Below are 12917 nucleotides of genomic sequence, written 5' to 3' on the forward strand. Positions count from 1 at the left end.
TTAAATATAAATGGTATCATCTCTTTTCGCTCCTCTTCTCAATTTCCCACAGTTTTAAATATTTTAAAAAAGTATAATAAGAACTCATAACCGACACAACGAATCCTTCAAATCCGTCCAGGAATCCTTTCTTTATGAAGTATCTTCTGATGAATGCTCCAATGGACGAGGTTATAAGTTTTGTTTTTGAAAATCTTTTGCCTCTTTTGTGAGTACCTTTAGCGTAAAGTGTTGTGTATAGGTTGAGCTTTTTAAGGTGCGTTTCTATATCTGGATATGAGTAGTGGAGGAGGTTTCCCTTAAGATAACCCGTTTTTCCGTTAACTTTTAACGTTTCATGAACCTCATCACCTTCCCATCTGCAAGAGTCTCTCCTTGCAAGTCTCAGCTGCCAGTCAGGGTACCATGCGTGTTTTATCCATTTTCCAAGGTAATTTGTGAGTCTGTTTATATAAAAACCTTTGTACTCTGAATTTTGTTTCTTTACAAGTTCAATCTCTCTTTTTAGTTTTTCGTCAACAACTTCATCATCGTCAAGAAAGAGGACCCAATCCTTTGTACAGAGTGATAGAGCATAGTTTTTCTGGTTTATGAAGTTATCGAATTTTCTGAAAACAACTTTAGCACCGTAGCTTTTTGCTATCTCAACTGTTTTGTCTGTCGAACCTGAATCTACCACGATTATTTCATCAGCCAGGTCTTCTACACTTCTTAAGACATCGCTCAGGTATTTTTCACCGTTTTTGACAATCATTGATACAGACAGTGTTGTCATAATTTAAATCCTTTGAAGTGTTATAATACTTCTGCTATGAAGATAATATTACCATCTCCGGCAAAGATAAATTTATCCCTTTGGGTTAACGGGAAAAGGGATGACGGTTATCATGATATTCTGACTGTTTTTCATACCATTAACGTTTTTGATTACATTTCCATTCAGCAGTCAGGACAACTTGAATTGAATGTTGCAGGGTCGACTGTTGTTCCGGCAGGAAATGACAATTTGATAATCAAGGCTTGTGAAGTATTTTCAAAGCATACAGGTATAAAACCGAAGGTTAGTATAACCCTTGAAAAACACATACCCATTGGGGCTGGACTTGGAGGTGGAAGCTCCAATGCTGCTCTTGTTTTAAAGGGTTTAAATATGCTATATAACTATCCTGTTGATGAAGATAAATTGATGGGCATGGCTGCAGAGATAGGTTCTGATGTTGCCTTTTTTCTTAAGGGAGGACTTGCGGTAGGTTACGGTAGAGGGGAAAAGCTTATATTCTACGGCAAACAGAAATTTAATATTCTTCTTGTTTATCCAAATATCTTCTGTTCAACGGCGGAAGTTTATAAACATCTTCCACCAATAAAGAGAGAAATGGGAATAGAGGATGCTGAGAGGTTGATACTTATTCCTCTTATGAAAGGTGATTTTAACACTCTAAGAGAGAATATGTGGAATGACCTTGAGTCTTCTGCTGCACCCTGTATAAAAGAAGTTATGGAAGCTAAAAAGTTAGTTGAAGAGGTTGTAGGTTCAAAGGTTTTAATGAGTGGAAGTGGTTCAAGCCTTTTTGCTATCATAGATAAAAATAAAAAAATAGACATTACCCCCTTGCAAAGAAAGGGCTGGTGGGTTAAATTTTGTTCTGCAATTTGAGTTGGGGCGTAGCCAAGCGGTAAGGCAGCGGACTTTGGATCCGCCATTCGCAGGTTCGAATCCTGCCGCCCCAGCCATTTTTTTATTCCCGCATAGTGGTGGGAGTAGCTCAGCTGGTGGAGCGCCGGGTTGTGGCCCCGGCGGTCGCGGGTTCAAGTCCCGTCTCCCACCCCACTTAATGCGGGAGTGGCGGAACTGGCAGACGCGCTGGACTTAGGATCCAGTGTCCTTGTGGCGTGAGGGTTCGACTCCCTCCTCCCGCACCATAGATTTAGTATAATAACCCTTAGCGCGGGCGTAGCTCAGTTGGTAGAGCACAACCTTGCCAAGGTTGGGGTCGCGGGTTCAAGTCCCGTCGCCCGCTCCATATTGGCGGCGTAGCCAAGTGGCAAGGCAGGGGACTGCAAATCCCTTATTCGGCGGTTCAAATCCGCCCGCCGCCTCCACAAAATTATCTAATTTGTACCTTTTCTCTTTTTATCCTTTTGACGTTTATTACGCCTTTTGTTGATTTTATCGCATTTATAACTTTTTGAAGCTGAGAAACATCTTTTACCTGTAGTGTAAAATCAAGGATTGCTTTTCCCCCAATTGTTCGTGTGTAGGCACTTGCAATGTTTGTTTTTGTATCCGCTATCTTTGCCGATACGGCAGCTAACATTCCGGGTCTGTCTTCTACAAAGACTCTTATCTTTGCAGGGTAGAGCTTATCAGACGGTTTAAACTCTATTGAGAGGACTCTTCCTGGAGCGCTTTCAAGTACCTGCTGAGCCACAACACAGTTTTTTGTATGCACTACTATTCCTTTCCCCTTTGAAACAATGCCAACAACGTCATCGCCAGGAAGTGGATGGCAGCACTTTGCCAGTGTAACCAGCATGTTTTCTATACCGTCAATAATAATGTCGGCACCTTCATTTTTCTTCTCTTTCTTTTTCTTCTTTTCCTGTTCTTCCTGGATTCCCAAAAGTCTTCTTACTAACTTTTCACCGTCAAGTTTTCCAAATCCTACATCAATTAGAGCAAATTCAAGTGATGAGTAACCGAGAGATTTTAACTGTTCTGAAAAGTCGTTTTCATATAAAAAGCTTATGCCTTTTCCGGCACTTCTCCTGATTATCTTTTCAACAATACTTTCACCCAATTTTTTTTGCTTTTTCGTTTTCCTGTTTTTTTATGAACGATTTTATGGCAGTTCTTGCCTTTGAAGTTTTTACAAAAGCAAGCCAGTCTCTTTTTGGATTTTCAATATTTCCGGTTATTATTTCTACTTTATCTCCGCTTCTGAGTATGTGATTTAAAGGAACAAGTTTACCGTTCACCTTTGCACCTATACATCTGTGTCCAACACTTGTGTGTATTGCGTAGGCAAAGTCAACCGGCGTTGCGCCTTTTGGAAGTGTTTTGAGGTCACCTTTGGGTGTAAATACATAAATATCCTCTTCGTATAGGTCACTTTTGACGTTTTCCATAAATTCTTTTGTATCCTTTTCCTCTTTTACCCATTCTAAGAGATTTCTCAGCCAGAGGAATCTTTCCCTTTCAGATTCAGAGAGTTTACCGCCACCTTCTTTGTACTTCCAGTGGGCAGCGATTCCCATCTCTGCTATCTGGTGCATTTCGTGTGTTCTTATTTGAAACTCTATAAACTGTCCCCGGGGTCCTACTACTGTTGTGTGGAGTGATTGGTACATATTTGGCTTTGGAACTGCTATGTAATCTTTAATTCTGCCCGGTACAGGCATCCATAGGCTGTGAATGAGTCCCGCTATAACGTAACAGTTTGGTACGGTGTCTGTTATTATTCTTATTCCTGCAACATCGTAAACTTCTTCAAAGGGGATACCTTTTTTTACCATTTTGTTATAGATACCGTATATGTGTTTAAATCGCCACTGTATTTCACCTTCTATCCCGTTCTCTTCAAGTTTTTTCCTGACGGTTTCTATAATTTCTGAAAGGTATGTGCTTATTACTCTCTTTTTTTCTTTTACCTTTTCCTGAAGCTCTCTGTATATTTCTGGCTCAAGGTATTTTAGAGACAGGTCTTCAAGTTCATTTTTGATTCTGTAGAGGCCGAGTCGGTTGGCAAGTGGTGCGTATATTGTTAACGTTTCTCTTGCAGTTCTTCTCTGTCCGTTTGGACTTCTGCTGTCAAGTGTTCTCATATTGTGAAGGCGGTCTGCTAATTTCACTATAAGGACCCTTATGTCTTCAGAAAGAGAGATTAAAAGTTTTCTAAAACTTTCCGCGTTTCTCTCTTCTTTACTTGAAAACTTATACTGTTCAAGTTTTGTAACACCGGCAACGATAAAAGCTACCTCTTTTCCAAACTCTCTTTCTATCTCTTCTATTGTTGTATCCGTGTCTTCTACAACATCGTGGAGTAGGCCGGCGGCTATCGTGTGAACATCCATTTTCATTTCGGCTAATATGTATGCTACTTCTGCTGGATGGGAAAAGTAAGGTTCACCAGATTTTCTGAACTGTCCTTCATGTTTTTCTTTTGAGTATTTGTAAGCTTTCTCTATGAGTTTACTGTCAAAACTATCCCTATAGGTTTTAACTTTTTCTATAATTTCTTTACAACTTCTCAATTTATCTCCCTGTTTTACAGTGGCTTAAATTTTAAAAGTAGTGCATTAAATCAGTTTTGTAAAGGGAAGCTTATGGAGAGAAGACCTATAGGTATTTTTGATTCTGGCGTTGGTGGCCTTACTGTTCTTAAGGCAATAAGAGACAGATATCCGGAAGAAGATTTTATCTATTTTGGTGATACAGCCCGAGTACCTTACGGGACTAAGTCTGAGAGAACCATAATAAGGTATAGTCTTGAGAATGCAAAACTTTTGAGAAAATTCAATGTGAAACTTATTGTTGTTGCCTGCAACACGTCTTCATCTTACGCCCTTGATATACTGAAAAGAGAGATGGATATTCCTGTTATAGGTGTTGTTAAACCTGGAGCTGCAGCTGCTGTTAAGGCAACAAGGACGGGAAACATCGGAGTTATAGGGACAGAGGCGACTATTAAGAGTGGTGCTTACAGAAGAGAGATACTTTCCATCAATCCTTTTCTAAAAATTTTTGAGAAACCCTGCCCGCTGTTTGTTCCTTTGATTGAAGAAGGCTGGCTTGATGATGAGATTACATACATGGTGGCAGAGAGGTACCTCTCGGAGTTAAGGAATAAAGATATTGATACGCTTGTTCTTGGCTGTACTCATTATCCTTTACTGAAAAATATTATTGGAAAAGTGTGTAATAATATAAAATTGGTAGATTCTGCTGAGGAAACGGCACTTGAAACTGGAAAACTTCTCAATAAAAGAGAAGGCGATGAAAAGGGAGAGGTTAGAATTCTTGTAAGTGACATGAGTCAACGTTTTAGGAAAATTGCTGAAATGATAATGGGAGAGTCTTTTTCCATAGAGGAGGTTTCTGTTGATGTTTGTTAGACCAGATGGAAGGGATTATGATGAACTTAGGCCTGTAAAAATAACGCTTGATTACGTTAGATATCCGGAGGGTTCGTGTCTGATAGAAGTTGGAGATACAAAGGTTATCTGTTCGGCCTCTGTAGAGGAGAAGGTTCCGCCTTTTTTAAAGGATTCTGGAAAGGGATGGATAACTGCTGAGTATTCTATGCTCCCGAGGGCGACAGCAACGAGGAATGTTAGAGAGGCGGCTAAAGGGAAACTTTCTGGAAGGACACAGGAGATTCAGCGCTTGATAGGAAGGGCTTTGAGAAGTGCTGTTAATCTTGAAAAGTTAGGTGAGAGGACTGTATGGATAGACTGTGATGTTATTCAGGCTGATGGCGGTACGAGAACAGCCTCAATTACAGGTGCTTTCGTTGCTCTCTATCTTGCTTTAAAGAAACTTGAACTGACAGATGCAATCTCTTCGTTTGTTGCAGCTACCAGCGTTGGGATTGTTGAGTCTATTCCCTGCCTTGACCTTAACTATCAGGAAGATTCTTCCGCAGAAGTTGATATGAATGTTGTTATGAATGAAAAGGGTGAGTTTATAGAGATTCAGGGAACGGGAGAGGAACGTCCCTTTAACAGGGAAGAACTTGATAAGCTTTTAGAGCTTGCCGAGAAGGGTATTAAGGGACTTATAGAGATTCAAAAGAGCGTTCTTGGGGTTTAGTGATGGAGATTGTAATTGCGAGTAAGAACAGGCATAAAATTGAGGAAATAAGTGAAAAGCTAAAAACTCTTGGAATAGAGTCGTTGTCACTTCTTGATTTTGAAGTTACTGAAGCACCTGAAACGGGTAGTACCTTTCTTGAAAATGTCTATCAAAAATCCTCTTTCTACGCTGAGAGGTTAAATATGCCCGTGTTGTCCGATGATTCCGGCCTTGTTGTTGATGCTCTGGGGGGACTTCCAGGCGTTCACTCGTCCCGCTTTGCAGGTGAAGGTGCCACTGATGAAGAGAATTTGAAAAAGCTTGTTGAACTTTTAAAGCACAAGGGGCTTTTTGAATCTCCGGCTTCTTTTGTCTGTTTTATGATGGTTACGTTTCCTGACGGTAAAGGATTCTGGAGTAAGGGCGTTCTTAAGGGAAAAGTCGTAACAGAGCCAAAAGGTAATGAAGGCTTTGGATATGACCCTATCTTTATACCTGAAGGTGATAACAGAACGCTTGCTGAGTATTCTATGATAGAAAAAAACAGAATAAGCCATAGAGGAAAGGCTCTTGAGAAGATAGTTAACCTTTTGAAGGAGAAATTAAAATGATGATGTTTAAGGATTTAATTCACTTTCTCATACAGTTTCTCACATGGTTCATTGTAATAGGTGCAGTTTTTACCTGGATACCTCCGGCCAACAGGCCCCGTTTTGCAGACTGGATAATTGCTGTTACCGACGATTTGCTGGAACCTCTTAGAAAGATTATTCCTCCCCTTGGTGGAATAGACATTACGCCGCTAATTGCTATAATGATTTTGCAGATGATAGACAATTTCATAATAAGGGGTTTTTGACATGGACATTAAATTGAAATTTAATCCAAAAGACATAAGAACCAAGCAGTTTTCTAAAAAAGTTTTTGGTTATAATCCTGATGAGGTTGATGCTTTTCTAATAGAATTATCTAACGAATTTCAAAATTTGCTTAATAAAATTGAACAGATTAGGAGTCAAACACCTGAAAGCAAAATGAAAGAACTTGTTAGAAAAACTAAAAAGAAGATAGAAAAGATAGTGGAAGAGAGTAAAAAAGAAAAAAGGCAACTTGAAGAGGAAAAACGTCGGATTGAGAATGAAATAGAGCAGTTAAGAATTGTTCAGAGGAAAATGGCTAATAAATTGAAATTAACAATAATAGAGATGACAAGAATTTTAGAGGAGATTAAACCTGATGATAAACCTAAAAAAGGGAAAGAATTTCATTCAGGTGGAGGTGAAAGTTCAACCCAAAGGGAGACAGAACGCAATAGTAAAAGTGGAAAACGGGAAGTTGAAGATAAAGGTGACGGCACCGCCTGAAGGCGGTAAGGCAAACGACGCTGTTAGAAGGCTTTTCTCAAAAAATTTAAAAGTTTCAGTTTCATCTGTTGAAATAGTAAAAGGACAGACCTCAAGGGATAAAATTGTGGCAATTTTTACCGAAAATCCTGATAAAGTTGAGAAAAAACTGCTCCAATTGGTATCAGATTTGAAAAGTTAGTTGTAAACTCTTGACAGGAAAAAAAAGAAATAGTATTTTCATTTTAAAGATAGTTTTTAACTATTAATCCTTAATGGAGGGAGCGGTATGACAAAAAGCGAGCTTGTAAGTGCAATTGCCGAGAAGGCAGGTCTCAGAAAAAAAGATGCTGAAGCAGCTCTCAACGCGTTTCTTGAGGTGGTAACAGAAACCCTCAAGAAAGGGGACAAGGTGGAGATTAGAGGTTTTGGTACTTTCCTTATGAAGGAAAGGGCTGCAAGGGTTGCAAGGAATCCTAAAACAGGAAAAGAGGTTAAAGTTCCTCCAAAAGTTGTTCCTGACTTCAAACCTGGAAAAGACCTCAAGGAAGCTACAGAAAAAATTCTTAAGAAAAAGTAATTTTAAGGGGGCTTTAGCCCCCTTTCTCTATCAGTGATGCTGCTTCTTGGAAGAAGTCTCTGTCTTTTAGGCCAGGGTGAGGAATCGTTAGTTTTGTTGTATTAATTTTCACCATTTCATAAAGTAAAATATCTATGTCTATCACCCTTGGTCCCCAACGGTAGGTGGGATATCTTCCAACTTTTTTCTCGAGCTTCTTAAGAATATTTAAGAGTAGAAATGGTGGATGTTCTGTTTCTATCAGGACACCAACGTTAAGAAAGTAAGGTTGTCTTGTTACGCCAAAAGGTGCCGTTTCTGTAATCTCTGTTGTTTTGACTATTTTACCGGCGTACTTTTCTATACCTGAGATAGCTCTTTCTATGTTCTCTCTTCTATTTCCAAGGTTTGTTCCTATGCAGAGGACTACTTTAGCCATCTGCTTCCTCTTTTAACATTGATAGTAGAAGCTTGAGAGCTTTTTTCGCTGCTTTTTTCCTTATCTTATTTCGCCTCTTCACGGGATCCGGATGGCTATCTTTAAATATAAAGCGGTAAACTTCAGTTCTGTTTTTTACCGATACGCCTATGTAGACTAATCCAACAGGTTTTTCAGGTGTTCCGCCAGTAGGTCCCGCTATTCCTGTGGTTGACACGGCACATTCCGTTCCCATTAGTTTTTTTACACCTTCAACCATTTCCCTTGCCGTTTCTTCACTTACTGCACCGTACTTTAAAAGTGTTTCGGCAGATACATTTAAAACTTTCATTTTTATACTGTTATCGTAGGATACGACGCCACCCATAAAGTATTCAGAACTTCCAGGAACATTTACGATTCTTGCTGCAATCAGTCCTCCAGTACAGCTTTCTGCAGTTGATAGTTTAAGTTTTTTCTCAGTAAGTATCTCTTTTAATCTAAACTCTACGCTCATTCTCCCTCCCGAAAATAAAATTAATGATATACTATCAATATAATATCTCTCTGGGGTGTCGTTATGATAAGAGTCGTAATTATATTACTTTTAGTCGTTATCATTCTTTACACCATTTCTACTTACAACCGCTTTCAGTCGCTTAAGAACGGTGCAGAAGCAACGTTAGGGCAGATTAAGGTTGCCCTTAAAAAGAGATTAGATATGATTTCTCAACTTGTTAATACTGTTAAAAGCCATGCTAAATTTGAAAAAGAAACGTTTGAAAAGGTTGCAGCTTTGAGGAGTGGAGTAACCAGGGCTGAGACGCCTGAAGAACTTTCGGAGATAGAAAGAGAGACAAGGAGAATAATGGGAGCAATAAACGTTGCTGTTGAAAGTTACCCAGAACTTAAAACATCAACGATTGTTCTCGAGCTTACGCAGGCCATTCAGGACATAGAGAATGAAATTGCCCGCCACAGGTACACTTACAACAATATAGCTCAGGAGATGAATACAAAAATTGATATGTTTCCTTCCAATCTTGTTGCCTCTATGTTTGGATTTAGAAAGCTCTCTTATCTGGAATTTGGTGAAGAGATAAATAAGACACCTGACACTACGTGGTAATGTGATGACTGAAAAGAGGATTTTTACTGCTGCCGTAATAGTTTCTCTCATCCTTGTTTTCGTGGCTTTTTACGACTTCAGGCTCTTGTTTTCTTCGCTCCTTGCTGACTATACGGCTGTTATTACGCTTAATGATACTGTTTCTTTACAGGAAAATTTTGATTTCAGGGTAAAAAAAGATAATAAGTACTCCATGCTTTTTAGAAACTGGAAAGTTCCTCTTACGTTTAAAAATGAAAATTTTAACAATCCTCATATTACTGTGGAATCTTTAAACGCATCTTATCCATGGTACGTTGTTGATTATGCCCATAGGGTTTACCTTCAAACGCCCGATAGAGCTCTTGCTGCTATTTGTAAATCAAAGGCTTTTAATAATGAGATTGGTATAGTTAGAGGTGTGAATGGTGGATTTCTTAAAAGATTTAACAGAGGAATCTATACTCTTTCAGCTTTTTATTCTCTGTATCCACCAATTGAAACAGATGGTAATTTGTCGCATCTGAATATAAAACTTGCCGATTCTCACGTTTTCTATCCTGAGGTGAAAATTATTTTAAAGGATCCGAAATCTTTGATTAAAAAGTTGTACGTTCACATGGTAGATTATTCTGTAAAGGTAGTGCATTCCGGGTATGTTATAACCGGGAAAGCACCTGACGATTCTCTCGTTGAGCTTGAAATGGTTTTAAAGAATCCTTCACCTTTCAAGGGATTTTACAGGCGTGTTTCTGATGTCACAGTTTTAACCGAGAAGATGAACAGGGACTTATATGCGTTTATTGTTAAGATTGCAGATAAACTTGTTATTGTTGCAATTGTTGTTTTTCCATTCTTTATGGTCTATTACTACAACAGGTTCGGCAGTGAGATTTCTGCTACGGTTCCCGAATATATAAGTTTTGTTCCAGATAAAAAGAAAAAGCCCTATATAGTTAATCTGCTGTTCTCTGGAAATGCTACTTCCTGTGATGAGAACGGTTTTTATGCGACACTTTTGGATCTAAAAAGACGTGGATTGATAGATATTAAGAGTGATGGAAGCGGTGTCATTATAGAGGTTCTTTCTATGCAGGCTGATGATCCTTACGAGGTTAAAGTTCTTTCATTTTTGAAACACTATTCCGAAGATGTAGGTGGAAAAAAACTTTTTATTCCGGAAAAGGTTGAATTAAAGGTTAAAAATCTTGTGAATCAGAAAGATTTGACAGCACTTGAATCTATGAAAAAGAGTTTTGACGCGGTTTTACACTGGAAAGATAATTCTATAGTTTATGATTATCTTGACCTTAAAGGTTATAATCTATTCAGAGCAGGTGCAATCATTACTGCTGTGATTTTGGTCTTTTTTGCTGCTTCAGTTCTTGTTACAGATAACGTTCTTATAGATACTCAGAAGGTTGTTATTCACTGTGCTGTTTTAATTGCTCAGCTTTTTGTTTTCTTTATCCTGCCACCTCAGGTTCTTGGTAGATGGAAGGAGAGACGTTATAAGGATAGGCTTCTCTGGCAGAGTTTTAAAAACTTTCTTTCAAATATGGCCATGATTAAAAAGTACGCTCCAGAAGATCTTTTGATGTGGAAAGAGTGGCTTGTATATGGTACGGCTCTTGGTGTTGCTGACAAGGTGGAAAAGGCGATGGAAGAGCTGAATGTGCATATCCCTGAAGTTGATATAGAGAGAGGGGTGAGGACCCATTTGGGTGCTGTTTATGTAAGTATAGGAAAAGGAGTTGCTTCTCTATCAAGCGGTTCTGGTAGTGCTGGTGGCGGTTTCGGAGCAGGCGGCGGTTTTGGTGGCGGTGGTGCAGGTGGAAGATAGTTAACTTTCACCATTGTCTATGCTCTTTAAAATGTGTCCAAGCTTTTCCTTTTTTGTTTTAAGATATTCTATGTTGTGTTCACATATTCCCGTTTCTATAGGAACTCTTTCAACGATTTCAAGACCATATCCTTCAAGTCCTATTAGCTTTTTAGGATTGTTTGTCATCAACCTCATTTTTCTTACACCTAAGTCTCTTAAAATCTGTGCACCAATTCCAAAATTTCTCATGTCTGCCGGAAATCCTAACTTTAGGTTTGCTTCAACCGTATCGAATCCGTGGTCCTGAAGGTGATAAGCCTTTATCTTGTTTACAAGACCTATCCCTCTGCCTTCCTGCCTTAAATAGACTATTACACCTTTTCCTTCTTCAGCTATCATTTCCATTGCTTTGTGAAGTTGCGACTGGCAGTCACACTTTAGAGAACCAAAAACATCTCCTGTTAAACATTCAGAGTGGACTCTGACAAGTACCGGTTCATCTTCTTTGATTTCTCCCATTACAAGGGCTACATGCTCTTTATTGTCCACTGTGCTTGTGTAGGCGTATATCTTCCAGTTGCCGTACTTTGTTGGTAGATTTGCAACGGCTTCTCTCTTTATAAGTGTGTCTGTTCTCATTCTATATTCAATAAGGTCAGCAATACTTATTATTTTAAGGTTGTGTCTCTTTGCGTATTCTATGAGGGCGGGAAGCCTCATCATTGTTCCATCTTCATCCATAATTTCACATATCACACCGGCAGGATAAAGACCGGCAAGCTTTGCAAGGTCAACGGCGGCTTCCGTGTGTCCTGAACGTTTAAGAACGCCACCCTTCCTTGCTCTTAGAGGAAATATGTGTCCCGGCCTTACAAAATCTTCTGGTCTGGCATCTTTTGCTATGGCTCTTTTTATCGTTATTGCTCTGTCGTAGGCAGATATTCCCGTTGTTGTTCCAAACTTGGGGTGTGCATCTATGGAAACACCGAAGGCCGTTCCTTTAGGGTCTGTTGGCCTTGGCGTCATCATCTCTATGCCTAATTCGTCAAAGCGTTCTTCCGGGAGTGCAAGGCAGATTAATCCTCTACCATACTTTGCCATGAAGTTTATGGCTTCCGGCGTGACCTTTTCGGCAGCCATCACAAGGTCACCTTCGTTCTCTCTATTTGGGTCGTCAACGACAATTATCATTTTTCCGTTTTTTAAATCTTTAATGGCTTCTTCTACGGTGTTGAGGTTGAATCTGCCCTTTACCACTTTTACTCTCCTCTTTTGTAGAGAACTTTGTCAACAATTCCGTACTCTTTTGCCTCTTCGGCACTCATGAAGAAGTCTCTGTCTGTATCTTTTTCAATCTTTCTAACAGACTGGCCGGTGTGGTGAGAAAGAATTTCATTTAGCATCTTTTTGAGTTTCAGTATTTCTTTTGCGTGAATTTCGATGTCTTTTGCCTGTCCCTGAAATCCACCAAGTGGCTGATGAATCATTATCCTTGAATGTGGTAGAGCAAATCTTTTACCGGCTGCACCGGCTGCTAAAAGTACAGCACCCATACTTGCTGCCTGGCCGAGACAAATCGTGCAGACATCAGGTTTTATATATTGCATTGTGTCGTATATTGCAAGTCCTGCTGTTACTACGCCACCGGGACTGTTGATGTAAAGGTAGATATCTTTTTCAGGATCCTCTGCTTCGAGGAATAGGAGCTGTGCAATTATCAGATTTGCTATGTTGTCATCTATCGGCGTGCCGAGAAAAATAATTCTGTCCTTTAAAAGTCTTGAGTAGATGTCGTAAGCTCTTTCTCCTCTTCCAGTCTGCTCTATTACCATTGGAATAAGTTGACTAATAGTCTTGTCCATTGAGACCT

General features: G+C 39.4%; 17 protein-coding genes and 5 tRNA genes. 15 read left to right on the top strand and 7 right to left on the bottom strand.

What is annotated here, in order from left to right; all coding sequences use genetic code 11:
* Positions 1-16 precede the first annotated feature (16 nt).
* A complete protein-coding gene (locus tag H153_RS0107375) occupies positions 17-775 on the bottom strand; it encodes a glycosyltransferase family 2 protein (RefSeq protein ID WP_022847497.1) in 759 nt (252 codons plus the stop codon).
* 36 nt (positions 776-811) lie between these two features.
* Between H153_RS0107375 and ispE the strand changes: the two genes are divergently transcribed.
* The 6 genes from ispE (at position 812) to H153_RS0107405 (ending at position 2103) form a co-directional block, all read left to right on the top strand.
* Positions 812-1657 (top strand): 4-(cytidine 5'-diphospho)-2-C-methyl-D-erythritol kinase, encoded by an 846-nt coding sequence (gene ispE, locus H153_RS0107380; RefSeq protein ID WP_022847498.1) that lies wholly within the window; start codon positions 812-814, stop codon positions 1655-1657.
* Between the two features lie 2 nt (positions 1658-1659).
* Positions 1660-1734 (top strand) — tRNA-Gln (locus H153_RS0107385).
* Positions 1735-1755: 21 nt separating this feature from the next.
* A tRNA-His gene (locus H153_RS0107390) sits at positions 1756-1831 on the top strand.
* A gap of 6 nt (positions 1832-1837) precedes the next feature.
* Positions 1838-1923, top strand: a tRNA-Leu gene (locus H153_RS0107395).
* 25 nt (positions 1924-1948) lie between these two features.
* Positions 1949-2024: transfer RNA gene (locus H153_RS0107400), tRNA-Gly, on the top strand.
* A gap of 4 nt (positions 2025-2028) precedes the next feature.
* A tRNA-Cys gene (locus H153_RS0107405) sits at positions 2029-2103 on the top strand.
* A 5-nt stretch (positions 2104-2108) separates the two neighbouring features.
* On the opposite strand, the gene H153_RS10250 is transcribed toward H153_RS0107405, so the two are convergent.
* Entirely contained in the window at positions 2109-2801 is a 693-nt protein-coding gene (locus H153_RS10250) for an ACT domain-containing protein (RefSeq protein WP_231378255.1), read from the bottom strand.
* Positions 2794-4254 carry a bifunctional (p)ppGpp synthetase/guanosine-3',5'-bis(diphosphate) 3'-pyrophosphohydrolase gene (locus tag H153_RS09610; protein ID WP_231378256.1) on the bottom strand — a complete coding sequence of 487 codons (1461 nt, stop codon included), beginning with the start codon at positions 4252-4254 and terminating at the stop codon, positions 2794-2796. The genes H153_RS10250 and H153_RS09610 overlap by 8 nt, the downstream gene beginning before the upstream one ends.
* A gap of 72 nt (positions 4255-4326) precedes the next feature.
* Here H153_RS09610 and murI point away from each other — a divergent pair, with 72 nt between their 5' ends.
* From murI to H153_RS0107445, 7 genes are all read left to right on the top strand, one after another.
* Entirely contained in the window at positions 4327-5115 is a 789-nt protein-coding gene (gene murI, locus H153_RS0107415) for a glutamate racemase (protein ID WP_022847499.1), read from the top strand.
* Entirely contained in the window at positions 5105-5812 is a 708-nt protein-coding gene (gene rph / locus H153_RS0107420; protein ID WP_027720086.1) for a ribonuclease PH, read from the top strand. Before murI ends, rph begins: the two co-directional genes overlap by 11 nt.
* Before the next feature lie 2 nt (positions 5813-5814).
* Positions 5815-6405, top strand: coding sequence for an RdgB/HAM1 family non-canonical purine NTP pyrophosphatase (rdgB, locus tag H153_RS0107425; protein WP_040371626.1), 591 nt, complete (start codon positions 5815-5817; stop codon positions 6403-6405).
* The gene (locus H153_RS0107430) at positions 6402-6653 is read left to right on the top strand and encodes a YggT family protein (protein WP_022847500.1); all 252 of its coding nucleotides are present in this window, start codon (positions 6402-6404) and stop codon (positions 6651-6653) included. Before rdgB ends, H153_RS0107430 begins: the two co-directional genes overlap by 4 nt.
* A gap of 1 nt (position 6654) precedes the next feature.
* Positions 6655-7158 (top strand): DivIVA domain-containing protein, encoded by a 504-nt coding sequence (locus H153_RS10105; protein WP_022847501.1) that lies wholly within the window; start codon positions 6655-6657, stop codon positions 7156-7158.
* The gene (locus H153_RS09615; RefSeq protein WP_231378257.1) at positions 7115-7339 is read left to right on the top strand and encodes a DUF167 domain-containing protein; all 225 of its coding nucleotides are present in this window, start codon (positions 7115-7117) and stop codon (positions 7337-7339) included. Before H153_RS10105 ends, H153_RS09615 begins: the two co-directional genes overlap by 44 nt.
* Before the next feature lie 87 nt (positions 7340-7426).
* Entirely contained in the window at positions 7427-7717 is a 291-nt protein-coding gene (locus tag H153_RS0107445) for an HU family DNA-binding protein (RefSeq protein ID WP_022847503.1), read from the top strand.
* A 13-nt stretch (positions 7718-7730) separates the two neighbouring features.
* Here the strand turns inward: H153_RS0107445 and folK are convergent, their stop codons facing one another.
* Positions 7731-8135 carry a 2-amino-4-hydroxy-6-hydroxymethyldihydropteridine diphosphokinase gene (gene folK, locus H153_RS0107450; RefSeq protein WP_022847504.1) on the bottom strand — a complete coding sequence of 135 codons (405 nt, stop codon included), beginning with the start codon at positions 8133-8135 and terminating at the stop codon, positions 7731-7733.
* Positions 8128-8631, bottom strand: coding sequence for a CinA family protein (locus tag H153_RS0107455; protein ID WP_022847505.1), 504 nt, complete (start codon positions 8629-8631; stop codon positions 8128-8130). The genes folK and H153_RS0107455 overlap by 8 nt, the downstream gene beginning before the upstream one ends.
* Positions 8632-8694: 63 nt before the next feature.
* On the opposite strand from H153_RS0107455, the gene H153_RS0107460 reads away from it, so the two are divergent.
* The gene (locus tag H153_RS0107460) at positions 8695-9243 is read left to right on the top strand and encodes a LemA family protein (protein ID WP_022847506.1); all 549 of its coding nucleotides are present in this window, start codon (positions 8695-8697) and stop codon (positions 9241-9243) included.
* Between the two features lie 4 nt (positions 9244-9247).
* Positions 9248-11065: a DUF2207 domain-containing protein gene (locus tag H153_RS0107465; RefSeq protein ID WP_022847507.1), complete on the top strand. Its 1818-nt coding sequence runs from the start codon at positions 9248-9250 to the stop codon at positions 11063-11065.
* Here H153_RS0107465 and H153_RS0107470 read toward each other — a convergent pair whose 3' ends face one another.
* Together H153_RS0107470 and clpP are read right to left on the bottom strand one after the other, a co-directional pair.
* Positions 11066-12304 carry a bifunctional 3,4-dihydroxy-2-butanone-4-phosphate synthase/GTP cyclohydrolase II gene (locus tag H153_RS0107470; protein WP_022847508.1) on the bottom strand — a complete coding sequence of 413 codons (1239 nt, stop codon included), beginning with the start codon at positions 12302-12304 and terminating at the stop codon, positions 11066-11068.
* A 2-nt stretch (positions 12305-12306) separates the two neighbouring features.
* Entirely contained in the window at positions 12307-12909 is a 603-nt protein-coding gene (gene clpP, locus H153_RS0107475; RefSeq protein WP_022847509.1) for an ATP-dependent Clp endopeptidase proteolytic subunit ClpP, read from the bottom strand.
* Between the last annotated feature and the right edge of the window lie 8 nt (positions 12910-12917).

Origin of the sequence: Desulfurobacterium sp. TC5-1, from assembly GCF_000421485.1 — a bacterium.
GTDB lineage: Bacteria > Aquificota > Aquificia > Desulfurobacteriales > Desulfurobacteriaceae > Desulfurobacterium_A.